Source organism: Aneurinibacillus soli (genome assembly GCF_002355375.1).
Lineage (GTDB): Bacteria > Bacillota > Bacilli > Aneurinibacillales > Aneurinibacillaceae > Aneurinibacillus > Aneurinibacillus soli.
In genome coordinates, this window is the sequence record NZ_AP017312.1 from 2,000,003 (window position 1) to 2,024,420 (window position 24,418).

A 24,418-nucleotide genomic window follows, 5' to 3' on the forward strand; every position below is an offset into this window, starting at 1 on the left:
AGATTAAATCTTATGAAGCTGAAGTTCGAGTCACTTTCCACGCCTGCCAACTAGTAAACAGCACAATGGCGAGCGCGACGACAGCGTCAAGTCGATACAGTTGCGTACGATTGATAAGGAGCAACGCAATTGCTGCGGCGATTGATACATAGCCTGCCGTCAAAAGTCGAGCAGCGTTTGCGACGAGCAGGGAGGGAGTTTGCGCATCACTCATGTTTTGCATGGTCTTGCCAAAACTGCCATTAATCAGTGCGCCGATGCCGGCTACGACAGCACCGACTACAGGCAAAAGCACAGGTTCGGGGTGCGAAATGTTCTGTACAGACACGAAGGCGATCCAAAGTCCACCGCCCACTACAAATACGAGTGCGGCAAGAAGTATTTTTTTAGATGGGTCTGTATAGCGGGAATCACCGCTGCGCAGGGTAAGAAAAACAGCGGTAGAAGCTGCTGCACACAGGAGTGAATACAGTTCGACAGCAGCTACAGTAAGTGAGCCAGTCAGTAGTGTAATAAATCCTGTCATACAGAAGACGAATAAACTACAGGCAATCGATAAACCCGCAAAGCGGATAGCAGTAGCAATGTTCATTTTCTTAGGACGTCCTTTCTTGAAATCTTTAGTAGCTAATTGAACTCATTTGTAGTTCCATTCTCTATTGAACCACAGTCACGCTAGATTTGGAATCATAATCCCGATTGACAGAAACATAAGTTGCGAGCATAATCGAAGTATATTAAATACCCTATGGGGTAAGAAGGAGAGAGACAAATGTCACGCATTGTTAATATTTTGTCACAGCAGGTACAAGAGAGGCAGCAGCAAGGAGAAAAACTGCGAATTATTGATGTACGAGAACAGGAAGAAGTCGCACAGGGCATCATTCCAGGTGCTGTTCACATCCGGCTGTCTGAGTTGCCGAATCGGCTTAGTGAAATTGATAAAAGTGCAGAAACGATTTTTGTCTGTCGGGGTGGCAATCGTAGCAGCATGGCTTGTGAGTACTTGTTGGACCTTGGTTATACGAATGTTAAGAATTTAATGGGTGGAATGAATGGTTGGGATGGGCCGATTGAAAAACGGTAATATGATACGCAATGTAGCTAAAACACTGGCCTGATTTTGTTCAGGCCAGTGTTTTTTTTGAGAGGAATATGCAAAATAAATATGAAACTTCACTTATTTTGTCCCGTATAAGCATACAAAATAGATAAAATATGGAGATCGCATTTTGGGAACTGGCGAGGAAACGGAAGAAAGAGGTGACCAATGGACTGGAAGAAGCCGATTCAACTTTTTCAGGAGATGAATATTCAAGAAGAAGAGGGGAACCAACTTGTTCGGATCGAAGGTGTTCCACAAGGCGTTGTGTGTGTAGGGCGTGGGACAGATGCGGCTGTGTTTGTGCATGAGGATTATCCAGGATACGCCTATAAAGTATATGCAGCCACAACGGATGCAAAACGTAAAAATGAAGAACAGGCCTATCGGAAGCTTGGGGATAATCCGTATTTTCCGGTATGTTACGGATCAGCTGAGCGATGCCTGGTGTTAAGTTACGAGCAGGGAAAGAGTCTGTATGATTGCCTGATCGAAGGGATTGAAATTCGGGCTCATGTGATTACGCAGGTGGATGAAGCAATTGCGTATGCACGCAGTGTCGGGTTAAATCCGCGTGACGTTCATTTAAAAAATATTTTGCTACAGGGTGAGGTATGCCGAGTGATCGATGTATCTGAGTATGTAAAGGAGGGCAATGATAGGCGCTGGGAATATCTTAAGGAAGGCTATCGTCTGTATTATCCGCTTATTGCAGCCCGTAAAATTCCTCCTGCCTTGATCGAGTTTGTGAAGAAACAGTATCGGAAAAAGGCATCCTGTACGTTTTCGGTGCAGGCATTCGGGCGTTTTTTGCTTCCGTTGCTTGGAATCGACAAGTGGCGAAATGCTTTTTTTCTCTAATAAGAAGCTTATAAAAAACCGTATGCAGCCAATGTGGCTTGCATACGGTTTTTTGCTGATTAGTGCTGGCTTCGTGTGCATTTATGATGAAACAAAAAGAGTTGCCGGGTAGCATATAGTACCGGAAGCAGTAAAAACAGCGCTCCGACACAAAGAGCGGCCAACAGAAAGGTCGGGTTGATTTTTCCGTCATATACAGTAACGTACGGATACAGTACGTACGGATAATGGGATACGGCGTAGCCCAAAAACGCGAGCCCGTACTGTACGGTGATAAGAAAAAAGGAAACGCCATACGCTTTCTGTTTGTAGATAAGATAAACTGCTGCTGCAAATGCTAGAAATGAAAGTGGGAATACCCACATCATCGTCAGCATGTCGGTAAAGTGCAGGCGATTGTGCAGCTTGAGCATAAAGAACACAATGATAGAAGCAAGAATAGCAGGCAAGCTCCACATAAGCGTGTATACGCGGAGCATCGCTTCTGCTTTGGCGTCTTTGATCCGCTTAGCATAGTAGGTTAGAAAACTAGCAGAAATAAACAAAATGCTCACAACCGCAAGTAGAATAACACTCCAGGAAAACGGGCTCGTAAGCAAATCATTCAGCAGTAGTGTAAGACGACCGTTTTGAATCGTGAAGAAGTCTCCTTCAGAAATAGCAAGCACAACGGGAATGACCAGACCGATCATGCCGTAAATGATCCAGAATGGAGACGAATAGCGCTGAATGGCAGCATAAAGCGGGGGCACATCGCCGGACCAATCGCTGTACAGACGAAAAAATCCTGCACCAGAATGAATCGCTCCTACAATTACATAGCCGAACAGCATAAACCAGAGCACCGAAATAATGAACAGATCAAGCGGCATATTTTTCCCTCCGCACGGCAAAATAAATCTCTATTTAGCATTGTACTGAAAAAATGTGCGCAAATGATGAAAAGGATATGACAAATTTTAAAAAACTTATGTTTCCATTGTGAAAATCTCATTTGTGAAATGAGAGCATCGATAATAAAGAAGCAAGTTCGCACGACAACTTACAAAGCTTTAACATTGGCTTAATGTGTGGTTTATATTATCGAAGTATGATGAAACAGTAAACAATCAACAAGAAAACAAATAAAACAAGAACAATGGGAGGGTTTTTTTGATGAAACGTCAATGGAGTAAGAAATCTTTCAAAGCAATTCAAGCTGGAATACTAGGAATGAGTTTACTAGGTTTAACGGCTTGCGGAACAAAAGAAGAATCTGCTGCTCCTGTTGTTAAAGATCCTAATTCATTAAGCGTTGGAGAAATCGAAGCAAAAGCAAAGCAAGAAGGAGAAATCAACAGTGTTGGTATGCCTGATACATGGGCGAATTGGGGAGAAACATGGACTGGTGTGACCCAAAAATATAATTTGAAGCATACAGATACAGACATATCTAGCGCTGAGGAGATTGCCAAATTCGAAGCTGAAAAAGAGAATGCAACCGCTGATATCGGTGACATGGGAATTTCTTTTGCCCCGATTGCTGAAAAGAAAGGATTAACTCTTCCATATAAAACTTCTCATTGGAATGAAGTACCTCAATGGGCGAAAGACGACAAAGGAAATTGGGTTGTTGGATACCAGGGAACAATTGCCTTTCTTACGAATAAAAAATTGGTGAAAAACCCGCCGAAATCCTGGGACGACATTTTGAAGGGTAATTACAAAGTGACGATTGGGGATGTGCAACGCGGAGCGCAGAACCAGATGGGAGTGCTTGCTGCGGCGATGGCTTACGGCGGTAGTGAATCGAATATTAAGCCAGGACTTGACTTTTTTGCTAAACTTGCGAAGCAAGGTCGTCTTAGTCTAACGGACGCAAAACCAGCTAACATTGAAAAAGGCGAAGTCGAAGTTGCGATTGTGTGGGATTTCAATGCCCTTGGTTATGCTACCCAAATAAACCGTGACCAATTTGACGTATGCATTCCAAAAGAAGGTTCGGTAGTAAGCGGTTATACAACTATCATTAACAAATATGCAAAACATCCATATGCAGCGATGGCGACTCGGGAATATATCTTAAGTGATCAGGGACAAATTAACCTGGCCAAAGGATTTGCTCGTCCAATTCGTGATGTAAAACTTCCGAAAGAAGTAGCTGACAAAATGATTCCAAAAGAGCAATACAAAAATGCAAAACCAATCCAAGATCCAAAAGCTTGGGAGAAAACTACTAGTACTTTACCACAACTTTGGCAAGAAGAGGTGTTAGTCAATGTCAAATAAAGTGATAGCGATTGTTGTTGATGGCATGCGATACGATAAAGCCTGTGAGGCGCTTGGATTTATTCAACACCTGGTTGAAACGAATCAGGCGGCACTGTACAAGGTAAAGTCAGAGCTTCCAAGTCTGTCTCGTCCATTATATGAAGTATTATTGACAGGTACGCCTGTATTCATGAATGAAATTACGTCAAACCAAACCGTTCGTCTATCTACGGAAAAAAGTCTCTTTCATCTTACGAAAGAAAACGGCTTAAAAAATGCAACGGCATCTTACTACTGGGTAAGTGAACTTTATAATCGTGCGCCATTCCATTTTATTGAAGACCGTGAACAAGAAGATGAGTCTAAGCCGATTCAATATGGCAAGTTCTATTGGGATGAAGACTATCCGGACAGTCATGTTTTAATGGATGCTGAGGCTTTGCGCAGAAAACATGATCCGAACTTTTTATACATTCATCCTATGGGCGTTGACGTAAAAGGGGAAAATTATGGTTCGGAATCGAAAGAATATCGTGAGCAAATTTTGAAAATGGGCAGCTTATTAGCACAACTTCTACCGATTTGGATGAAAGCTGGTTACCATATTTTAATTACGTCTGATCATGGCATGAGTGAATATGGCAATCATGGCGGCATAACAGATGGTGAACGTGACGTACCACTTTTCATCATCAGCCCAAGAGTTGAAGCGGGAATTCACGAAGAGGTCGTTCCACAATTAGCTTTTGCACCACTCGTTTGTGAACTTCTAGGGATTGAGCGGACCGATAAAATGATTTCCTATCGATTGCCTGGACTGAAAGAAACGGTCGCTCATTAGGAAGGACAGATGAGGAGTCTACTTTTATTATGTGAATCGATCTGGCTATAGAGTCAGATCGATTCAAAAAATTGTGAGCACATATAGAGGAGCGAAAACTCTTGCAAAAAATGAAAAAACAAAAATGGTATGCATTAGCTCTTTTACTGCCATTTATCATTCTTGTGATTGGCTTTGAAATAGGGCCGTTAGTTTCCATGATTAAAAATAGCTTTTATGCAGACGATGGAATCAAGCTTACAATCGATCAATACGTAACCATATTCAAAAGCAAATTTTACTTACAAGCCATTTATAACAGCACACTTATTTCCTTGTTTTCTGCCGTAACCTCTATCATTGTGGCTGTTGTTGTCGCTTTTTCGTTTACAAAGTTCTCGCAGCAAGTACAAAACCGTTTACTTATGATTGCCAATATGACTTCGAATTTTGAAGGGATTCCCCTTTCTTTTTCATACATTATTTTACTCGGAAACAATGGGTTGTTTACGTTGCTTTTTGCCAAGCTTGGCTGGGATGTGTTTGCAAAGTTTAATCTCTACTCTTGGACTGGATTAATTTTGGTTTACGTTTACTTCCAAATTCCACTGGCTGTTATGCTTCTTTATCCTTCTTATCAGGGGATTAAACAACAATGGAAAGAAGCAGCAGCGTTATTAGGAGCTTCAAAACGACAGTTTTGGTTCCATATTGGGCTACCAGTTCTGTTACCTAGCATTGCAGGGATATTCAGTATTTTGTTTGCGAATGCTATGGGTGCTTATGCTACCGCTTATGCCTTAGTTGGCAGCAACTATAATTTATTGTCGCTGCAAATTGCGTCTCTAGTTGCCAGTGATGTTACATTAAAGCCACAGCTAGGCAGTGCGTTAGGTGTTCTTCTCGCTTCCACTATGATCGTCGCGATGTGGTTTAATCAACGAATGATGCGCCGCATTAGGAGGGATTTACGATGAAGTCTTCATTGACCGTTCATAAAATAATTGTTGGATTACTTATCATCTATTTGTTAATTCCGCTTCTCGGAACATTTTTATTTTCCATTGCGGGTAGGTGGGATCATACGATTTTACCTGAGTCTTTTACAATCAAGTGGTACATTCAATTATTCCAAGATGAAAGATTTTTTACTGCCTTTGAACACACACTGTTTCTGATTGTTATGTCTGTAGGGCTTAGCACCCTGATTATGCTTCCAACAATCTTTATCATCAGCGTATATTTTCGTAAATGGGAAGGGCTACTTCAAGCAACGGCTATGCTTCCTTATGGAATCCCGCCAATTGTTGGGGCTGTGGGGTTAATCAAGTTGTATTCGGATGGACCGATTCAAATTTCGGGAACACCCTGGATTTTGATCGGTGCCTACTTTGTTACGATTCTACCATTTATGTATCAGGGGATTCGGAACAGTCTTCGTACAATTAATGCAGTAGAACTTGTTGATGCGGCTGAATTATTGGGTGCCTCAAAGCTCCAGGCCTTTCGAACAGTAGTGTTTCCAAATATTCTTTCAGGTATCTTAGTGTCAACTCTGTTATCCGTTGCTCTTTTGTTTAGTGAGTTTTCCTTTGCTAATTTACTCGTTGGAGGTCGGTTTGAAACCTTGCAAATTTACCTTTCCAACAAATTAAACACGAGCGGTCACTTAACAAGTGCCATTGTGATTACGTATTATTCAGTGATTTTATTAGTAACCGGGACAGTCTTAAAACTCACTTTTAGAGACCAAAAAAGTCCGATGCTGTTAAATAAGAAACGAGCGTTTTCGATTTTCAAGAAGAGATCTCCTGAAAAAATTACTGCCTTGGAAGGTGAGAATTAATGAGCTATGTAAGCATTGATCAGGTAACGAAGAGATATGAAAATCAGGTAGTTTTAAATAATATTTCTTTAACCTTACAAAAAGGAGAATTTGCTACGCTTCTTGGGCAAAGTGGATGCGGGAAAAGTACGTTATTACGTTCCATTGCAGGACTTGAAGAAGTTGATGTGGGGAGCATCCTGGTAGATCAAAAAAATATTACTCACTTATCACCGCGTCAGCGTGAGGTCGGGATGGTGTTTCAATCGTATGCCCTTTTTCCGAATATGACGGTTTTCGATAATATCGCATATGGCCTTAAAATGAAAAAAGAGACAAATATCAAACCAAGAGTGCAAAACATGATTGATATGGTCGATTTAACTGGAAAAGAAGGATCTTATCCGCATCAATTATCTGGCGGGCAGCAGCAGCGGGTTGCTCTTGCACGAGCACTTGTAATGGAACCGAAAGTGTTACTTTTGGATGAGCCGTTAAGTGCATTGGATGCAAAGATTAGAAAAAATCTACAAAAAGAATTAAAAAGAATCCAAAGGGAATTAGAGATCACAACGATCTTTGTTACTCACGATCAGGAAGAAGCGATGACTCTATCTGATAAGATTTTTATTATGAATGAAGGAAACATTGTGCAATATGGTTCGCCATCGGAAATTTATACTTCTCCGATCAATACATTTGTGGCAAAATTTATCGGGAATTATAATGTTCTAAATATAGAGGTTTTTAATAAGCTTGTTTGCAGTACAGAATTAACAGGCCATGAAGTAGCGATTCGTCCTGAAGTTTTACAATTGATTCCTGATGGTCAAGACATCCAGTCTTTACAGGATAATTGGACGGTACAAGGTTTTATTCGAGATATTTCAATGACAGGGAATGTTTTACGATACGAAGTAGAAACTGATGGTTCGATTTTTTATGTAGATTCTCTTCACCATCAAGGCGGAATGTTGGAGCAAGGCTCACGCGCGCATATACTTATACCTAAGAAAGAATGCATTGCTTTATAAACTATAAAGAGATAATAAGGTGATGAAATGTTGATTTTGCCGGAGGAAAGAAAGCATGAAATTTTAAATGAACTTAAAAGTATTGGAAAGGTAAAAGTCATTGATCTAGCTAAACAATTCAATGTTTCAGAAGAAACCATTCGTCGTGATTTAACAATACTAGAGGAAAGTGGATTGTTGAAAAAAGTTTATGGTGGAGCGATTAAAACAACTTTTCAATCCGGGGAACCTCCGTTTACACAGCGTACTACCGTAAACCAAGCAGAGAAAATCAAAATCGGTAAAAAAGCAGCCGAGCTCATTTCCGATGGAGATGTAATTGTCATTGATGTAGGGACAACTACGGTTGAGTTTGCTCGTTCTATCCAGAACAGAGATAATATTACAATCTTAACGAACTCAATCCCTGTCTCAGCCGTATTAACGGAATCTCTTAACCAAAAAAAGTTTACAGGAGAGATTTTATTGCTGGGGGGTCAAATTGATCCGAAACAACAATCCGTAAGCGGTCGTCTCACCGAGCAAATGTTGAATCAATTCAATATCGATAAGGCATTCATTTCAGCGGGCGGTGTTTCGATTAAAAATGGTGTGAGTAATTATCATTTAAATGAGGCATTAGTTTCCCGTACTATGGTCGATGCATCAAAACAAATTATTATGGTAGCCGATCATTCAAAATTAGGTGTTGATACATTTTGCAAAGTTTGTCCTTTAGAAAAGGTTGATGTAATTGTCTGCGATCAGCTACTTCCAAAGACATGGGAGAGTCACTCGAAATTAAACGAAATCGATTGGATTGAAGCGTAGTAGTCTATAAAAGGAGCCGGACAACATGAGTTTAATTGCAATAGACATGGATGGAACACTATTAAACCATCAAAATGAAATTAGTGAAGAAAATATAAAAGCAATTCGAGATGCCCAGGAGAAGGGCATTGAAGTAGTCATTTCGACAGGTCGGGCTTATTTTGATGTGCGAAAAATTTGTGAAAAGGCCGGGCTTTCTACCATTGTAATTGGCACAAACGGTGCAACGATTCATGCAAAAGATGAAAAGCGTATTTCTGCTACTACGATAGAGAGAGAGCATGTCCGATCGATTCTCCAATGGCTGGACGAACGGAATTATTACTATGAAGTGTTTACAGACACAGCAATTTATACCCCTAGACAAGTACGGGAACATTTCTATAATGAGATTCAAACGCTGAAAAATGCAGATTTAGATGCGGATATGAAAGAAGTAGTGGAAGAGGCGGAAAGACAATTCGATCAGTTCGGGTATGTTTTCGTTGAAAACTATCAAGATATCCTAACAAAAGAGGAAGACGTTTATAATATTTTGGTGTGTTCGTTTGATCAAGGGAAATTAGAAGAAGGATGGAAACAATTCGAAGCATTTGATGTGCTAACAGTTGCTTCATCTGCCAATCATAACATTGAAATTACGAGTAAAAACACTTCCAAAGGAATTGCTCTTGAAAAATTGGCTTCTTTGACAAATCGCTCCTTAGATCAGGCGATGGCAATCGGAGACAGTAACAATGATTTATCTATGTTCCAGAAAGTAAAATACAGTGTAGCTATGGGAAATGCGCAAGATGAGATAAAAGAGGTCTGTACAATGACAACTCTTAAAAATAATGAGCATGGTGTGGCCCATGCCATTTACCAATATCTTGAGAGCTTCGTGATTCCAGCAGGAGAGAAGCTTTAAATGGCTTGGATCTACATTACGATTGCAGGTCTTTTAGAAATCGTCTGGGTTATAGGTCTTAAATATTCGCACGGGTTTACCGAATTAATACCCAGTATACTCACGGTGGGAATAATAATCTTCAGCTTTTTTGTATTGTCCAAAGCTTTACATTCAATTCCAGTGGGAACCGGGTATGCCATTTTTACGGGTCTGGGTACTGTAGGAACGGTAGCGATTGGTGCGATCTTTTGGGGAGAGACAATCAATTGGCTCAAAATTTTTTTTGTTGTTTTAATGATTGTTGGAATAATTGGACTGAAAATCATTTCAAACGATGACCACGTGCAACAAGAAGTGAAATGATGCGTACAAGGTTAGGTGATGTGTAGATGGCGTGGTTTTTTCTTCTTATTGCTGGTTTTGCTGAGATTGGCAGTGTCATAAGTCTTAAACTTGCTGAAGGCTTTAAAAATTTTTCCCCTTCCGTAGCCTGTCTTTTGTTTGGAAGTGTCAGCTTTTATTTTCTTTCTCTATCATTAACGGTTCTTCCAGTCGGGACGGCTTATGCAATCTGGACTGGTATCGGCTCGATTGGAAGTGTTTTAGTCGGAATGATTTTCTTTAATGAATCGAAAGATCGTAAAAGAATAGTTTTGATTGCTTGTATTACAATAGGAGCTGTTGGTGTTAAAATAACTTCTGGCCAGTGAGAAAAACCGGGCAAAAACAGCAAGGTTGCTATGAAAAGGAGAAAAAGATGAGAACCATTCAGATTGAAGGGAAATATGTGCAAGATTGGATAAAAGAATATCCCTTACTAAATGAATTAATTGCAACAAAAGAAGTATTTTGGTCAAACCCTAAATATGAATTGTTTCAGACAGGAATTGAAAAAATTCTACTCAATGAAAACGATGTAAAAGACGCAGAAGAAAGATTAAAACGTTTTGCTCCGTACATCGCTAAAGTTTTTCCTGAAACAAGAGAATTAAATGGGATTATTGAATCCCCTATCGTTCAAATCCCTTCGATGCAAAAACATTTAGAGGAAATCCATGAACTGGAATTACCAGGTAGATTCTTGTTGAAATGCGACAGTCATCTTCCGATTTCAGGTTCGATTAAAGCAAGAGGCGGGATTTATGAGGTTCTTAAACATGCAGAAGACCTGGCTCTTCAACACCAGCTACTAACACTGCAAGATGACTATTCAATTATGGATAGTGAGCAATTCAGAAACTTCTTCTCACAATATTCAATTGCAGTAGGATCAACGGGGAATTTAGGACTTAGCATTGGAATTATGAGTGCGAAAATGGGCTTTAATGTAACGGTTCATATGTCAGCGGATGCGAAGAAATGGAAAAAAGATCTTCTGAGAAGCAAAGGGGTAACCGTTATTGAATATGAAGAGGATTATAGCAAGGCTGTAGAAGAAGGCCGTAAACATGCGAATAGCGAACCAAATTGTTATTTCATTGATGACGAAAATTCCAGCAATCTATTTTTAGGATATGCAGTAGCAGCTTCCCGGGTAAAAAAACAAGTAGAAGATATGAATATAACGGTAGATGAAGATCATCCCCTATTTGTGTATCTTCCATGTGGAGTAGGCGGTGGTCCAGGGGGAGTTGCCTTTGGTTTGAAATTACTATATCAAGATCATGTACATTGTTTCTTCGCAGAACCTACCCATTCACCGTGTATGCTACTTGGTTTAGCAACAGGATTGCATGATAAAGTTTCTGTACAAGATTTTGGTATTGACAATATTACAGCAGCAGACGGCCTTGCAGTTGGAAGAGCATCTGGGTTTGTTGGTAAAACAATCGAGCCGTTATTAAGCGGATGTTATACGGTAAGTGATGATGAGTTGTATAAGCTATTAAGTGAATTGGTTGATACAGAAAATATTCACCTAGAGCCTTCCGCATTGGCAGGTTTATTTGGTCCCATTCAGTTGATTAAGGAGAAAGAGGGACAAGAATATTTACAAAACCATCACGTAACAGACAGGATCAAAAATGCCACACACATCATGTGGGCTACCGGCGGCAGTATGGTTCCTACAGAAACGATGGAAGAGTATCGCAAAAAGGGATTGGAATTATCACGTAAGAAAAATTGAAAAAACGTGCTTAATTCTTTTTAGGCAGCCATTGCGGCGCGGACAATTTTGTTCGCGCCTATTTGTGTGGGCACGTTTGACTATCATCTGGAGCGGACTTGATTCACTTCCCCGCAAAGCGTACCGAAGTGACAGGTGACTTCCTTCTCCGCTCCTCCACTACACGTTGGGCAGATCCAAATCGATCAAACCTATTTTTTGTATTGACTTCTACTCTCTAAAAGTGTAATTTTACACTATAAGAATAAATTTTACCGCGTAAGAAAGGAGAATGTTATGAACGGACACGAGCCTGTGCAGTTTACGAAAGACATGCTTGATCGGATGATTTCCGAAAAAGTGCGGCTGATCCGCACCGAAGCGAAGCTGACACAGGAACAGATGGCAGATGTGCTCGGCCTGTCTAAAAAAACGCTCGTTCAGGTAGAGAAAGAGCGGAAAACGCTCGGCTTCACGGCGGCGGCTCTCGTTGGCGCACTGTTTCGCGATAGTGAGATTATGCAAGGAATGTTTGGAGAGTCCGCACTTGAGGTGATGCGCCTGACTGCTTTTGATGGCATTGAACAGGGAGACGAGAATGGGGCAGACTGGATTTCCCGTGCCCGGACACAGGCACGCTACAAGGCGATGGGGCGGCGCGTCTGGTGGAAGGATGAGCAGGAAGGGGCTGTGTATATCTTGCAATCGCATATTTTGACCGGACATTGTCGCATTATCGATCGGGAGGATGCGCTGCAGTATTACGGAGCTGATCTGGAAGAGGCGCAGGTACGCTTGCGCGAGCTAGAAGAGATAGCACGGGATAATAGAGAGAAGGAGAGATAAATATGAGAGGACGAAAACGGAGCAGGCAGTTTACCTGGATCGGTGTGCTTATGCTGTTATTCGTATGGAGTAGCTGGCAAGTTCCGGTACGAGCAGCTTTCGAACCGGTTGAATTGAAAGTAAGTGTTGGCTTTGATGGTATTTTTAACTGGGACAGTATTGTGCCGATTACTGTAACCGTAAAAAATGTATCTGATCAAGCGGCAGAGGGCGACGTCGTGCTACATCTGCAGAATTCGAGTCAATTTGATGGTACATACATCAATCATGTGCAACTGCAAAAAGGCGAGAGCAAGCGGGTGACGTTCCGCGTGCACGGTCAGGCGGTTGGTCAAGCAGTCAACCAGGTACGTAACTCCTACGTCCAGTGGGTGCAGGGTGATGTGAGCGGCGTGAAGTATCCGATTGAAGGGCATGGGATATCGGGGAGGGGGGAGCATGATCGTATCGTTGTTGTACTCGGAAACGATACGGATACGAAAGCAATCCTCAAAGCGAAGCCGCTACCGCCAAAAAAGGATAATGCGATTCCCATGGAGTTGTCTACGGCCGCAGTACCGCTTGAGATGATGCCGACAGAGCGGATTTTGGACACTGGAATTGATGTGCTGATGGTTACAAAAGAGACGGCAGCGCGTCTCCCCGTATCCTTACAAAAAGAAATTGATCTGTGGACAAAAGCAGGCGGTCAGTATCTTATCGTAGGGTCGGGGAGTGAAGCTACTGCCTGGGAAGCGGTTGTGAAACGAGCCAGTCAGCCAGCTGTCGGCTGGACTGATCCGGTTGGAAACTTCTATAGGTTGAGTGAAGCTGCATCGAAGATTCGCTCGCTTACACTTCCAGATGTTCCCCTCGCTGCGCTTTTGTTTACCGGTTATATCGTACTGATCGGACCGCTCGTATTTTATATCATGAAAAAGCGAAATGCACGCGAATGGAATTGGCTACTCATCCCGGTGCTTGCGCTTGGTGTCACCGGTGCGGTGTATATGTATGGCAGATGGCAGCACGGAGATCAGGTGAAAATGCAGAGTGCATCACTTGTGAATTTGCTTGGAAACGGGGACGCGAACGTAGAACAGGCTACGACATTTTTTGTGCCGCACGGTGGCGACTATACACTTTCGTATCCGGGGCAGGCAGACGTATTTGCAGTTGGTGAGCGAAACAATACGCCGCGCAGGCCGGAAGAAGGCAATGTAATCATTGGTGTGCAGCCAGATAGAAAAAGTGTTCAGTTCCATCAGGCTGATTTCTGGTCGATGCATACTGTATATGCACAGCAACGAGAGGCGGCAGCAGGAACGATAAGCGGAGAATTAGAAGCACGAAACCATCAAATTACGGGAACGATACGCAACAACACGAAATATACGCTAAAAGACGTTCGAATCGCAAGTGGTAAGGGTGTACAGGAAGTAGCGAAGCTTGCGCCAGGCGAGGCGATACAGGTAAAACTGACGGCTGCCGCGGTAGGAGAGGATCGACCATTCCTACAGACGGATGCAGGGAAGCGGTTGTTGCCTGTGCATATGCGAACAGAAGAGCAGGATATGACACGTTCACCGGAAGTGCAACTGCTTGAGATGGCATATAACCAATCTTTCAACCCGGATGTGGCACCAGATGTATATGTGCTCGGCTGGATCGAAGAACCTGTCCTCAAGCCGAGTATGTCAGCAGCCCATGAATCGACAAATCTTACATTAGTAAACGCAAAACTTACAACTGTGAAGCAAGAAACTATGAAAGGAGGCATAAAGTAGATGATTGAGATGATGGACGTAACCAAACAATTTGGCCGTACGATGGCGCTTAAGGGCATTACGATGACCATTGAGAAAGGACAGATTTATGGCTTTGTCGGCCCAAACGGCGCAGGTAAAACAACTGCTATGTCGATTCTTTCTACACTGACTGCTCCGACAAGCGGTATGGCACGGGTTGGTGGCTATGACTGTGTGAAGAATCCGAAAGACGTGCGCCGCCTGATCGGCTACATGCCGGATTTCTTTGGCGTGTATGATAATTTGACTGCTTATGAATATCTTGATTTTTATGCGGAAAGTCACGGGTTGCCTGTTAATGAGCGTGAGCGCGTCATTCCGCAGATGCTTGAGCTCGTCAATTTGACGCACAAAACGAATGATTATGTGGATATGCTCTCACGCGGCATGAAGCAGCGTCTTGGTTTAGCACGAAGTCTTGTCCACAATCCCGAGGTGCTCATTCTGGACGAACCTGCATCCGGTCTTGATCCCAGGGCGCGTATCGAAATGAGGGAAATCGTCAAGGCTCTACGCGACACGGGCAAAACAATTTTGATCAGCTCACACATCCTGCCGGAATTAGCGGAGATGTGTGATACGATCGGCATTATCGAAGCGGGCCAGCTTGTGGCAGCCGGTACGGTCGCCGATATTGACCGCCATATGCGCGGCCATCGTCTGCTGAAGATCCGCTTGCTCGGACGTCAGGCAGAGTTGCTTACCCATCTACGCGCTGTATCGTCAATTTCGAATGTGGTCGCAGAAGACGGTCATGTCATTGCCGGATTTACGGGGACAGATGCAGAACAGGCAGGGCTTCTCGCCAGTCTGCTTGCTGAAGGGTATCCAATCATCGCATTCGGTGAGACAGAAGGCAATCTCGAGGACATCTTCCTGGAGATTACGAAAGGAGTGGGATCATGAACATGCGTCAGTTGCTTGTCAATCCGGTGCTTAGCAAGGAATTCCGGGTGCGGATGCGTTCCCAAAAGACACCGTGGATTATTAGTTTGTATCTGGCTGCACTTGCGATTGTTGTATTTACGGTTATGTATTTTTCTACAAAAAACCAGCCGGGTTATCAGGCATCCAGTTCGCAGGGATTTTTTCTGCTTTTGTCGGCGTTGCAATATGGCCTGATTATTTTTGCTACACCAGGTTTGACTGCGGGTGTCATTAGTGGGGAGCGCGAACGTCAGACGTTATCGCTGCTTCTGACGACAAATTTGTCCGCCTGGCAGATTATTATCGGAAAGTGGATGTCGTCGCTTAGTTTTATGATGTTGCTCGTGCTTGCTTCGATGCCATTGTACAGTCTTGTGTTGCTGTTCGGCAGTGTGTCTCCATTGCAAATGATGCAGACATTCGGTGTGTACTTCGTTACGATGCTTTCGATCGGCGCGATGGGAGTGCTCATGTCCACGCTCATTAAGCGAACCGGTGCGGCAGCGGTTGCTACGTATTCAGTTGTGTTTGCGTATACGACATTGCTATCGATTGTCACGTGGATCATGATGGATTCGATACAGGATGATTTGCAAGCAGCTGCGCAAACGACAGGTCATATGGCGAACATTAGTACACATCCGCTGTTTGACTGGTTGAATTTTCTTGTGGCGATTAACCCGGTGAATGCAGTGGTGTATGTATTTCTGAACGAGAAGTGGATGATTGGGGATGTGACGATCCATGAGATGATGTTCCATCCATATACAACATTTATTGTGTTTTATGCCATTCTTACGGTACTCATTCTCGCACTGGCTTCATTTCTCATTCGCCGCATTCAGATTCGTCCGTAATAAGGGATATACGTTATAGAAAAAACCCCGACCGCATTATGATGCGGTCGGGGTTTTGTGCTATGGAGTAGAAGAAGGGGTTGTATCAACAACCGTAAGATTAACCTTGATGTCATTCCCATCTTTTGTAGCGGAATTACCGAACACATTTACAATAGCTTTTTGTGAACCGTTATCTTTTTGAATAAGGATGTATGGCTGAGCCATGTTCTTAAGATCTAATAGAGGCTGGCCGGTAATAGTAAGAGTTACATTCGGATTAGCAATGCTATTAGGCAGCATACCAGCAACCCATAGATTGAATCCGCTTGCTGTGTTCGCATCTGCAATCGTTACCATGGCTGGATTGATGATTTGAGATGTTCTATCAAATGTTAGTGTAAGTATTCCTGTATATTTATCAAACCCGGCTTGCGTAAGTGTAGGATAAGAAGTGTCTCCTGTTACGGTTACACTGACAGGAGTAGAATCTCCTGTTTTGGCAGCTGAATTCTGATTTAAGTCCGTAACAGCGGCCAATCCCGATACATCTTTGCTAATTTTTACACGTAACGTGCCTGTTTCGGTACTTTTTAGCTCTGTATCTGAGAGAGTGAATGTAAAGACAGTATTATTATTGCTAGACTGAGGTGTGACAGCTGCCAGCGTTTTTCTCGGAGAAAAAGAGGTACCGTCTTCCCGCAAAATTTCGATCATGTCCGAGGCATTAATCGTAACCGGTTCTGTGAATGTAAGTGTCAGTTTTCCGTCTGCCTTGTTATAGCTGGCCTGGCTGATCTGCGGTGGTGTCGTATCAGCAGTGGTTGTAAATGTACGCTCGGCAGGAGAGGAAGACGCTATTACATTTGAACTCGTATCTTTCACATTGGAAATGATCACTTTGTTGGCATTAGTTCCAGCAACAAATGTACCTAGTGCCGTTAACAGCACCGTTTTGCCATCAGACTGAAGCACAGCAGAGGACGGGGTTTTCGTACCGGATGGAGCGCCATCTAATGCATCTCCGCTTGCTTTTTGCAGCGTATAGTTTGCAAGTGTTTCGGCTGTCGTTTTGTCTACTTTTTCAGTGAAGGTAACTTTAACCTGAGATGCACTTAACGCTTCTGCTGTATAAATGGACGGAGCTTTATAGTCATAGCTGAAATCGGAATTTGTCATCAAAGAGGCTGTCCGTCCGTTCACCGTAAGTAGACCTTCCTTGCCGGTCAGGGTAGGGATTGTCAGGGTGTACTTTCGTGTCTCTGTTCCGACTTTTGCCACACTGGAGACAGTAACTGTCTGACCGCCAGCTATGACATTGAAGCTTGATGCGCTTGGAGTTTGAGACGGTGTGTCAGACAGTTCCACGTCTACCGTTGTTGCGCTTTTTACAGTGGCGCTTGTAACGATCAGGTTTCCGCTGTTTGAAAGGGTTATTGTACCGTCTTCCCGGATACCGCTTGAAGTCCAGGACGGTTTTATCGCAGTTCCTAAAACAGATTCATATAGTGGTGCCTGATGTTCGGTATAGTAATCCAGGTCCATGGAAGTTGTATAGGCACTTTTTGTCTTCGTATAATCAAGATAACCGCGATAGCTGTCATGCACGGCAACAATAGAACCACTACTTTTTGTGAAGTATTCCCACAGCTTGCCGTCATTTGATGTCTCATCTGCCAGATAATATTTATAGGAAGTAAGCAAATCACTTAATGAATAATAGTAAATTTTATCACCGTTCTTGGTAATGTAGGCATCAATATACGCTGACGCACTGCCCATACTGAGCGTCCAAAATGCGGCAGCGGCAGACAGCACCGCTGCTGTTTTTTTTAGTCGTTTTTTCTTGTTTCCCACGGTGTCTCCTCCTTAGTTCCCTTCAATTGAAACCGTCATCTTATCTGCGGCGAGTGTTGTTTTAATTACACCGACGAATTTTTTCTTGGAAGTTGAATAATAGAGCCGCTCCCCTTCCACATATACACGGAAGTTGTCCGGATTTGTTGTACCGCTTAATGTGACGGATACCTCTTTATAACTGAGAAGCTGCGTGGAATCTGTGGCGCTGACAGTCGGTTTTGGAAGGTCCATTCCTATGGTGGACAGTGTTTTGTCATACGAACCGCTTGAAATACCCGTTTGAATGTCTTTGTATGCACCAGATGTACTGCTCGGATCAAGCGCTCGCAGTGTGTAGGTACGATTCGGCAGAACGATTATGCTGTAGTATCCACTGGAATCGGTTCGACCTGTAAATGCGAGGTCCCCGGTCGTAAAAGCAACTTTCGTATCCCGCATCGGATAAGCATCTTTATCAAGCAATTTGCCGTATAGCCGGACACCACGCGTCATGCTAAGGTTTGCTTCGGTTGCCTGATTGGCTTTGCCTGTAACCCCTGTGGCATAACCGATATAGCTGTCTTTGCCGACAATCAGATTATAGGTCCCTGATGTAAGATCAAGTGTATATTTACCGTTGGAATTGACGGATGATTCTCGTTCTATATCGTATGTATTCGGTTTAAATGCTTTGACACTGACATATGGTACTGCTTTGCCGTCAAGGGTAATGGCTCCATAGATGCCGCTCTGGACGGTTGTTGGTTGCTGTACCGGTGATACCGGGCTAAATGATCGTGCCTTGTTTAGTAGTACAGCCGCTTCTGCCCGTGTAATATAATTGTTTGGTTTGAATGTCCGGTCGTTATACCCGTTCATAATACCTTTGGCAGAAAGGGAACTGACACTTGTACGAGCCCAGCTGGGAATGGCAGAGGCATCAAGAAACGAGGAGGATGTACTTCCGGAACTGGAAAATCCGAGTAGTTTGCCGAGCATCGCGGCTGCTTCCCCACGTGTAACCAGTCGGTTCGGCAGGAAAGTATTACCCGGATAGCCGCTTACATAACCGGATGTTTTCGCGAGGGAGACCTGCTGGTAATACCAGCTGGAAGTTGATACATCCGAAAAAGTAGATTGGAAGCTCGCATCCGTAAGGTTGAATGTTTTATTCACCATCGTGATGAATTCCGCGCGTGTAATGCGGCGTGTCGGTTTGAAGGTGCCATCCGAATAGCCGGTCACTGCACCGATGCTTGCCATATTATCGATCGCATCTTTCATCCATGGAACATTTGTATCGCTGAAACGAGCAGCAGACACGGGAGCGGCTAGGCTGGTGGCCAGGCACGCGGCAAGAAGGAGTGAAGCTGATTTTTTTCTCATGATAGCTGGAAAACCCCCGTTTTTCTGGAATATTTTATCTCTATTATATATCGTTTTTCGATAAAGGAAAATATAGATTAGAAGAAAAGTGAGTCACCGCCTGTGCGGGACTCGCTACCATTTGACAGTTATCTTTCTTTTTTTTCGGGCACTGGATCGATGCCACCGGGGTGGAACGGATGACATTTCAGAATTCGCTTTATTGTAAGCCAGCCGCCTTTGAGCGCTCCGAATCGTTGAATCGCTTCCAATCCATAATGCGAGCAGGACGGGTAGAAGCGGCACGAAGGTGGCAGGAGCGGAGAGAGAACCCGTTGATAGGCCCGAATCAAAAACAGTAGAATGGTTTTCATAGCATAGCTGCTCCTCTGATGCAAAATATATGATTCATTATACAGGATGCATGGTGAATGATCACTTTGAAGAGGTATAATTGTACTACATCTGCAAGAAAGGAACGAAATATATGGAATCGGGACGAATTGAATTGTATATGCTCGCTGGATTTCTCGGTAGCGGGAAAAGCACGTTGCTCGCTCGCCTGCTAGAAGCAGAGAGCAAGCAAGGGCGGCGGATTGGAGTCATTATGAACGAAGTGGGCGAGATTAGCATTGATTCAGCGTACATACCGGATGGCATGCCGCTTGCGGAACTACTTGATGGCTGTGTGTGTTGTAGCATACAGGGAGAACTAACGATGCAGCTATATAAGATGGCGCAGACGTATGAGCTTGACGCCGTATATATCGAGGCGACGGGAGCCGCGCATCCGCTTGAAGTGCTCGACGCCTGCACGCATCCGTCGCTTGCACCGCTGTATGATATGCGTGCGATCGTAGGCGTGATCGACATGAAGCAGTGGCAAAACCGAGAGGAACTAAAAAAGCCGGTGAAGCAGTTACTTGAAGCGCATGCAAAGTACGCGGATATCATCATTGGCACGAAGCAAGATCGACTTACAGAAGTGGAACGATTAGCGGCGGCTAAAACCATAAAATCATTCCAGCCGGAAGCGATACACAGCTTTACATCGTATGCACAGATTGACACCGGTATCATAACCGGGTCGCTACCGCGCTATCGGACGGATCAGCCCCATGAGAAGACGCACGTTCACCAGCATTTGCATCTGCGCACGTATACTCGTTTTTTGTGCAGTGCGCTGCCGCGTATGGCATTTGAAAACTGGATGCGCAGCTTGCCGCCTACCGTGTATCGAGCCAAAGGTTTTATTCATGTGACAGATACACCGCGCTTGTTTTTATTCCAGTACGCATACGGCGAACCGATGCTTATTCCGTATAACAGCGACCGTCCGTGTGAAGATGTGCTCGTGTTTATTGGCGATAACCTGGATACGGATAGGATCGAGCAGGCGCTGACTGAGCTTGAGGATGCGGCGAGATCGGCGCAGTGATATGCCTGTCCAAAGTGAAGTTCAGTCTTGCAGAAAAAAAGGACGGTCTCATTGGCCGTAATATGGCAGTTGAGACCATCCCTTCTCCTGGTTGTTATCCAATCTTTACATAGCCGATATACATGACAGCAAGCAGGTCAATGATAAACAGCACCCATAGTGTAGCGTTGCGTTCGCCTTTATGCGTGCGGATCAAGATCATCTCCATTATCCCGATCAATACAATCGCCAGTGCGCCTTTCAAAAGCGTAATCGGGATGAAGTTGTAGGCAGAAACAAGCATAAAACCGCTGGCAACGACAAGTAGCATGATGAGGCGTGCTAGCATATGAAGGATGTTGTACCCACGCTCATTTCCTATGCGCAGCATAACAAAGCTTAGAACGAACAAAACGAGGAGTAGAGCCCATAATCCGGTGTGAATATGTATCATGTTAATCACGTCCTTTTCGTAACATCCCTTTCACTATACACCTGCCGTATTGCCCTTGCAAATAAGAGCACTTATTTGATGTGCTACACTACAGCGCGGGAGAGAGTAGGCGGGTAGAAAGGGGAAAAGTATGAAACGGACATTGATCACTCACGTATAATATAGAAGAGGAAAAGAAAGGGGGAGACGGGATGAGATGGATCTGGCACTGGGTATTGTCGGCGATCTCTTTGTTGATCGTCGCCTGGATGTTTGATGGAATCTCGTTTGATACAGTCGGTGCTGCGTTTATCGCTGCTCTTGTACTAGGCGTGATCAATACCATTCTGCGTCCGATTTTGAAGTTGTTAGCCTTACCGATCACGATTTTGACCTTTGGCATTTTTGCACTTATCATTAATGCGGCCATGCTCATTCTGGCCGGGCATCTGGTCAGTGGTTTTCATGTCAGCGGATTTTTCACAGCCTTTTTTGGCTCCATTGTGCTGTCGATTGTGAGCAGCGTGTTGTATGCGGTGTTGGAATAACACAAACGTGGGGCTTGGTGGTTGGTGCTTCCCAAAGTGTAGTGGAGGAGCGGGAGCGGGCGGGGCCTCGTCACTTTGGTACGCTTTGCAGGGAAGCAAAATCAGGGCCGCTCCAGACACAGTTTGGGCAGACAACCAGCAAGCGCAAGTTTTGTGCGGCTTCGCCCTGCAGGTTGTTTTGTTTTTTTGAATCGGAACTTTGTTTGGGAGGAGAGAAGAGAGAAGCAAGAGAGCGCCTGTACGTTTGTGTCCTAGCGGAAGGAGAACGGCGAACGGGCCTTTGCCCGCAATTCTTCTGTGAAAAAACATCGTGGGTCCTCTTTTGCGGGCGAGTTCGCTGAGCTCCTGGAGCGGCCAGCCTACACTTCCCAGCCAAGCGTACCGAAGCGAACGGCTTCTCTCTTCTCGACTCCCACCACCAAAGTCACTCGATTCCACAAAAGCACAATACAGCCTGCTGTTACGCCAACACAAAACAGGAGCTCCTCCGTTGACCCACGGGACAGCTCCTGTTTTTGTATGAAGAAGACTACGCCATAAGCTTCAGGCTCTGCGCAATCACACGAGTTTCTTCTTTTGTCAGTTGTTTTCCATTGTAGTGAACCTCATGCTGATCGAGAAAATCAGCCAGATTCAGCGCAATATTCCATTCAAATCGGTCATCAAAAATATCCGTCAGTTCTACCGGTTCACCAGAGCACAGAACGTCACGAATTGTTTTCATACGTGTAAACACCTTTCTTTTTGCAAAGTCATAGTCATGCACGGCTTCTATCGTACGTTATCCGATGAATAAAGTCTATAGGCATGAAAGTGTTGGTTTCGTTTTCAAATATGTATAAATTGTGAACCGGGTAAACCCGGCTCACTGAAGACAGAAAAAAGCTATTTGCGTGCCTCGTCCTTAATTTCACTACGCATGGATTCGATGCTGTTGCGGCGGCGTTCGTTTTTCTCTTCGACTTTTTGGCGCTGCTCTTCACTCATATGGGTATTGCTCATCGTTTCTTCTGCGGCTTCAATATTCCCAATCGTGTTTTGGATCATTTCCTGTAGTTTTTGCACGTTGTCCTGACGGTTATCTGGTTTCGCCATCGAAATTGCCCCCTTACAAGGAATGTAGATGCAGACTGCATCCGAGACTATTGTGCAACAACGAAAGAAAACGTATGCAACGCTAACGAAATCAGATGATGGAAATGCAAAATTTGCATTTTTTAGGATGTGTATTCATCGTTATAATAAGCTTACATAAGTTGTAAAATAACAAAAAGGCTGAGGGGGAGCGGGGATGCAAGATCCGCGAACGTGCGACAATTGTTGGTGGATATGTGAGAATACGAATCAATGCTTATTTTTGGAGGAATTGCAACAACTGCAGAAGACGCCGAAACAAGCCGTATGCTGGGGCTGGCGTCCGATCGAAGTAGAAGCACGTCATGCTTATTTGGCTTCATACGGGCGAGAAGTGGACCGAATCGGCCGCTTGCCAGCCTGGACAGAACATTTGTAATTGCATCCAGCCTCAGTCATACGAACAAGGCCCCTGTTGTCCAAATTGGACAGAGGGGCCTTGTTTCGTAAGGAAAGTAATCAGGCATTTTTCCGTTTTTTACGAAGGATGTTGAGTATGTATAATACGGTAGCGATGATCGCAATCCAGATTAGCGGCTGTACATAAGGAGCAGCTTTCTCGTTGATATGTTCCCACTGTGCACCAAGCTGCATGCCAAGTGTTACGAACAGAATGGACCACGGGATAACCGCAAGTATCGTATACAACGTAAACTTGGTAAGTGACATGCGGGCAATACCGGCGGGAACCGAAATTGCATGACGAACAAAGGGAATAAAGCGGGCGGTGAAAATTACGCCGACACCGTATCGATTAAACCAGTATTCTGCGAGGTCGATTTGCTTGCTGTGAATGAGAAAATACTTTCCATATTTCTCAAGGAACGGGCGTCCGCCATAGTAGCCTATCCAGTACAAAAATAACTGGGCGATTGTGCCACCGATCGTGCCAGCGATGATGGTACCTACGAATGTGATAGAACCTTGGGAGACAAGAAATCCTCCATAAGCGAGTACAATTTCACTCGGGATTACTTCAAGCATTAATCCGATAGCAATGCCGAAATAGCCGAGATCACTTAAGAACATAAGTACGGAATGAACAAATTGTTGCATGACTCCTCCTCCTTGTTTGCTACTTTACATTGTACTGCGCAATGAAACCTTCGACAAGGATAAGGTTAGGAGTAGGACTGTCGGAACGTTATATACATCTATTTACCTCTTTCATTTTAATAGAAGGGTAATAAGGGCATGGTGTCCATTGCTCTATTTTGTATCAAAAATTTAACAGGTATAATAAAGTTAACTATAATGAAAGCAGGAGGCGAGTGGCAATGAAAAAGCAGCAGACTGTCGTGTTAGAAAAGCCTGGCTTCGAAACAAAGTCCACTACGTTGTATGGGATGCAGTCGGATGCTGAGGTAGATACATACCGCAAAGTACGCGCATACCTGCTTCAAAATCCCCGGGCTAATGCCATGCAGGTGGCCAATGCGACGAATGTATCTGTCTATAAGATTACACAGTTTGTGCGCGAAGGACTTCTTCGCCACTAGAAGCTACACGTATGCCATAAAAAAAAGCCGGATGATTGTTTCCGGCTTTTTTTATGTCATACGTGAATGCATGATTTACTGAAACT

The 24,418-nt window shown here is 43.9% G+C and carries 29 protein-coding genes; 20 read left to right on the plus strand and 9 right to left on the minus strand.

Annotated elements, in window-relative coordinates:
- Positions 1–10: 10 nt before the first annotated feature.
- Positions 11–592, minus strand: coding sequence for a cation efflux transmembrane domain-containing protein (locus CB4_RS10110; RefSeq protein ID WP_096465550.1), 582 nt, complete (start codon positions 590–592; stop codon positions 11–13).
- 180 nt (positions 593–772) lie between these two features.
- On the opposite strand from CB4_RS10110, the gene CB4_RS10115 reads away from it, so the two are divergent.
- Positions 773–1,087: a rhodanese-like domain-containing protein gene (locus CB4_RS10115; protein ID WP_096465552.1), complete on the plus strand. Its 315-nt coding sequence runs from the start codon at positions 773–775 to the stop codon at positions 1,085–1,087.
- 183 nt (positions 1,088–1,270) lie between these two features.
- A complete protein-coding gene (locus CB4_RS10120; protein ID WP_096465554.1) occupies positions 1,271–1,963 on the plus strand; it encodes a protein kinase family protein in 693 nt (230 codons plus the stop codon).
- 59 nt (positions 1,964–2,022) lie between these two features.
- On the opposite strand, the gene CB4_RS10125 is transcribed toward CB4_RS10120, so the two are convergent.
- Positions 2,023–2,835: a cytochrome d ubiquinol oxidase subunit II gene (locus CB4_RS10125; RefSeq protein ID WP_096465556.1), complete on the minus strand. Its 813-nt coding sequence runs from the start codon at positions 2,833–2,835 to the stop codon at positions 2,023–2,025.
- A gap of 283 nt (positions 2,836–3,118) precedes the next feature.
- Here CB4_RS10125 and CB4_RS10130 point away from each other — a divergent pair, with 283 nt between their 5' ends.
- The 14 genes from CB4_RS10130 (at position 3,119) to CB4_RS10195 (ending at position 16,118) form a co-directional block, all read left to right on the plus strand.
- Positions 3,119–4,231: an ABC transporter substrate-binding protein gene (locus tag CB4_RS10130; protein ID WP_096465558.1), complete on the plus strand. Its 1,113-nt coding sequence runs from the start codon at positions 3,119–3,121 to the stop codon at positions 4,229–4,231.
- A complete protein-coding gene (locus CB4_RS10135) occupies positions 4,221–5,054 on the plus strand; it encodes an alkaline phosphatase family protein (protein ID WP_096465560.1) in 834 nt (277 codons plus the stop codon). The genes CB4_RS10130 and CB4_RS10135 overlap by 11 nt, the downstream gene beginning before the upstream one ends.
- Positions 5,055–5,164: 110 nt before the next feature.
- Positions 5,165–6,010, plus strand: coding sequence for an ABC transporter permease (locus CB4_RS10140; RefSeq protein ID WP_172890946.1), 846 nt, complete (start codon positions 5,165–5,167; stop codon positions 6,008–6,010).
- A complete protein-coding gene (locus tag CB4_RS10145; RefSeq protein WP_096465564.1) occupies positions 6,007–6,879 on the plus strand; it encodes an ABC transporter permease in 873 nt (290 codons plus the stop codon). The genes CB4_RS10140 and CB4_RS10145 overlap by 4 nt, the downstream gene beginning before the upstream one ends.
- Positions 6,879–7,892 (plus strand): ABC transporter ATP-binding protein, encoded by a 1,014-nt coding sequence (locus tag CB4_RS10150; protein WP_096465566.1) that lies wholly within the window; start codon positions 6,879–6,881, stop codon positions 7,890–7,892. The genes CB4_RS10145 and CB4_RS10150 overlap by 1 nt, the downstream gene beginning before the upstream one ends.
- A 27-nt stretch (positions 7,893–7,919) precedes the next feature.
- Positions 7,920–8,702 carry a DeoR/GlpR family DNA-binding transcription regulator gene (locus tag CB4_RS10155; RefSeq protein ID WP_096465568.1) on the plus strand — a complete coding sequence of 261 codons (783 nt, stop codon included), beginning with the start codon at positions 7,920–7,922 and terminating at the stop codon, positions 8,700–8,702.
- A 25-nt stretch (positions 8,703–8,727) separates the two neighbouring features.
- On the plus strand, positions 8,728–9,612 hold the full coding sequence (locus CB4_RS10160) for a Cof-type HAD-IIB family hydrolase (RefSeq protein ID WP_096465570.1): 885 nt from the start codon (positions 8,728–8,730) through the stop codon (positions 9,610–9,612).
- A complete protein-coding gene (locus tag CB4_RS10165) occupies positions 9,613–9,957 on the plus strand; it encodes a DMT family transporter (RefSeq protein WP_096465572.1) in 345 nt (114 codons plus the stop codon). It begins immediately after the preceding gene.
- A gap of 26 nt (positions 9,958–9,983) precedes the next feature.
- The gene (locus tag CB4_RS10170) at positions 9,984–10,304 is read left to right on the plus strand and encodes a DMT family transporter (RefSeq protein WP_096465574.1); all 321 of its coding nucleotides are present in this window, start codon (positions 9,984–9,986) and stop codon (positions 10,302–10,304) included.
- Positions 10,305–10,351: 47 nt separating this feature from the next.
- Positions 10,352–11,722 (plus strand): D-serine ammonia-lyase, encoded by a 1,371-nt coding sequence (dsdA, locus tag CB4_RS10175; RefSeq protein WP_096465576.1) that lies wholly within the window; start codon positions 10,352–10,354, stop codon positions 11,720–11,722.
- A 276-nt stretch (positions 11,723–11,998) separates the two neighbouring features.
- Positions 11,999–12,547, plus strand: coding sequence for a helix-turn-helix transcriptional regulator (locus tag CB4_RS10180; protein WP_096465578.1), 549 nt, complete (start codon positions 11,999–12,001; stop codon positions 12,545–12,547).
- A gap of 2 nt (positions 12,548–12,549) precedes the next feature.
- Positions 12,550–14,313: a hypothetical protein gene (locus CB4_RS10185; protein WP_096465580.1), complete on the plus strand. Its 1,764-nt coding sequence runs from the start codon at positions 12,550–12,552 to the stop codon at positions 14,311–14,313.
- Complete coding sequence (locus tag CB4_RS10190; RefSeq protein ID WP_096465582.1) at positions 14,314–15,240, plus strand: ABC transporter ATP-binding protein; 927 nt, start codon at positions 14,314–14,316, stop codon at positions 15,238–15,240. It begins immediately after the preceding gene.
- A complete protein-coding gene (locus CB4_RS10195) occupies positions 15,237–16,118 on the plus strand; it encodes an ABC transporter permease (RefSeq protein ID WP_096465584.1) in 882 nt (293 codons plus the stop codon). Before CB4_RS10190 ends, CB4_RS10195 begins: the two co-directional genes overlap by 4 nt.
- A gap of 60 nt (positions 16,119–16,178) precedes the next feature.
- Here CB4_RS10195 and CB4_RS10200 read toward each other — a convergent pair whose 3' ends face one another.
- The 3 genes from CB4_RS10200 to yidD all read right to left on the minus strand — a co-directional run bounded on the left by CB4_RS10200 (position 16,179) and on the right by yidD (position 19,675).
- Positions 16,179–17,954, minus strand: coding sequence for a hypothetical protein (locus tag CB4_RS10200; RefSeq protein WP_096465586.1), 1,776 nt, complete (start codon positions 17,952–17,954; stop codon positions 16,179–16,181).
- A 12-nt stretch (positions 17,955–17,966) separates the two neighbouring features.
- Positions 17,967–19,322 carry an S-layer homology domain-containing protein gene (locus CB4_RS10205; RefSeq protein ID WP_096465588.1) on the minus strand — a complete coding sequence of 452 codons (1,356 nt, stop codon included), beginning with the start codon at positions 19,320–19,322 and terminating at the stop codon, positions 17,967–17,969.
- Positions 19,323–19,450: 128 nt separating this feature from the next.
- Positions 19,451–19,675 (minus strand): membrane protein insertion efficiency factor YidD, encoded by a 225-nt coding sequence (gene yidD, locus CB4_RS10210; RefSeq protein ID WP_096465590.1) that lies wholly within the window; start codon positions 19,673–19,675, stop codon positions 19,451–19,453.
- Positions 19,676–19,788: 113 nt separating this feature from the next.
- Between yidD and CB4_RS10215 the strand changes: the two genes are divergently transcribed.
- Positions 19,789–20,739 (plus strand): CobW family GTP-binding protein, encoded by a 951-nt coding sequence (locus CB4_RS10215; RefSeq protein ID WP_146226657.1) that lies wholly within the window; start codon positions 19,789–19,791, stop codon positions 20,737–20,739.
- 94 nt (positions 20,740–20,833) lie between these two features.
- Here CB4_RS10215 and CB4_RS10220 read toward each other — a convergent pair whose 3' ends face one another.
- Entirely contained in the window at positions 20,834–21,172 is a 339-nt protein-coding gene (locus CB4_RS10220) for a DUF1516 family protein (RefSeq protein WP_096465594.1), read from the minus strand.
- Between the two features lie 191 nt (positions 21,173–21,363).
- Between CB4_RS10220 and CB4_RS10225 the strand changes: the two genes are divergently transcribed.
- On the plus strand, positions 21,364–21,699 hold the full coding sequence (locus CB4_RS10225) for a phage holin family protein (protein WP_096465596.1): 336 nt from the start codon (positions 21,364–21,366) through the stop codon (positions 21,697–21,699).
- 529 nt (positions 21,700–22,228) lie between these two features.
- Here CB4_RS10225 and CB4_RS10230 read toward each other — a convergent pair.
- Both CB4_RS10230 and tlp read right to left on the minus strand, forming a co-directional pair.
- Complete coding sequence (locus CB4_RS10230; RefSeq protein WP_096465598.1) at positions 22,229–22,423, minus strand: hypothetical protein; 195 nt, start codon at positions 22,421–22,423, stop codon at positions 22,229–22,231.
- Positions 22,424–22,584: 161 nt separating this feature from the next.
- Positions 22,585–22,794, minus strand: a complete 210-nt coding sequence (tlp, locus tag CB4_RS10235) for a small acid-soluble spore protein Tlp (protein ID WP_096465600.1) — start codon at positions 22,792–22,794, stop codon at positions 22,585–22,587.
- A gap of 196 nt (positions 22,795–22,990) precedes the next feature.
- Between tlp and CB4_RS10240 the strand changes: the two genes are divergently transcribed.
- Positions 22,991–23,212: a hypothetical protein gene (locus CB4_RS10240; protein WP_096465602.1), complete on the plus strand. Its 222-nt coding sequence runs from the start codon at positions 22,991–22,993 to the stop codon at positions 23,210–23,212.
- A gap of 80 nt (positions 23,213–23,292) precedes the next feature.
- On the opposite strand, the gene CB4_RS10245 is transcribed toward CB4_RS10240, so the two are convergent.
- The gene (locus tag CB4_RS10245; RefSeq protein WP_096465604.1) at positions 23,293–23,889 is read right to left on the minus strand and encodes an undecaprenyl phosphate transporter UptA; all 597 of its coding nucleotides are present in this window, start codon (positions 23,887–23,889) and stop codon (positions 23,293–23,295) included.
- A 221-nt stretch (positions 23,890–24,110) separates the two neighbouring features.
- Here CB4_RS10245 and CB4_RS10250 point away from each other — a divergent pair, with 221 nt between their 5' ends.
- On the plus strand, positions 24,111–24,332 hold the full coding sequence (locus tag CB4_RS10250) for a hypothetical protein (RefSeq protein WP_096465606.1): 222 nt from the start codon (positions 24,111–24,113) through the stop codon (positions 24,330–24,332).
- Positions 24,333–24,418 lie beyond the last annotated feature (86 nt).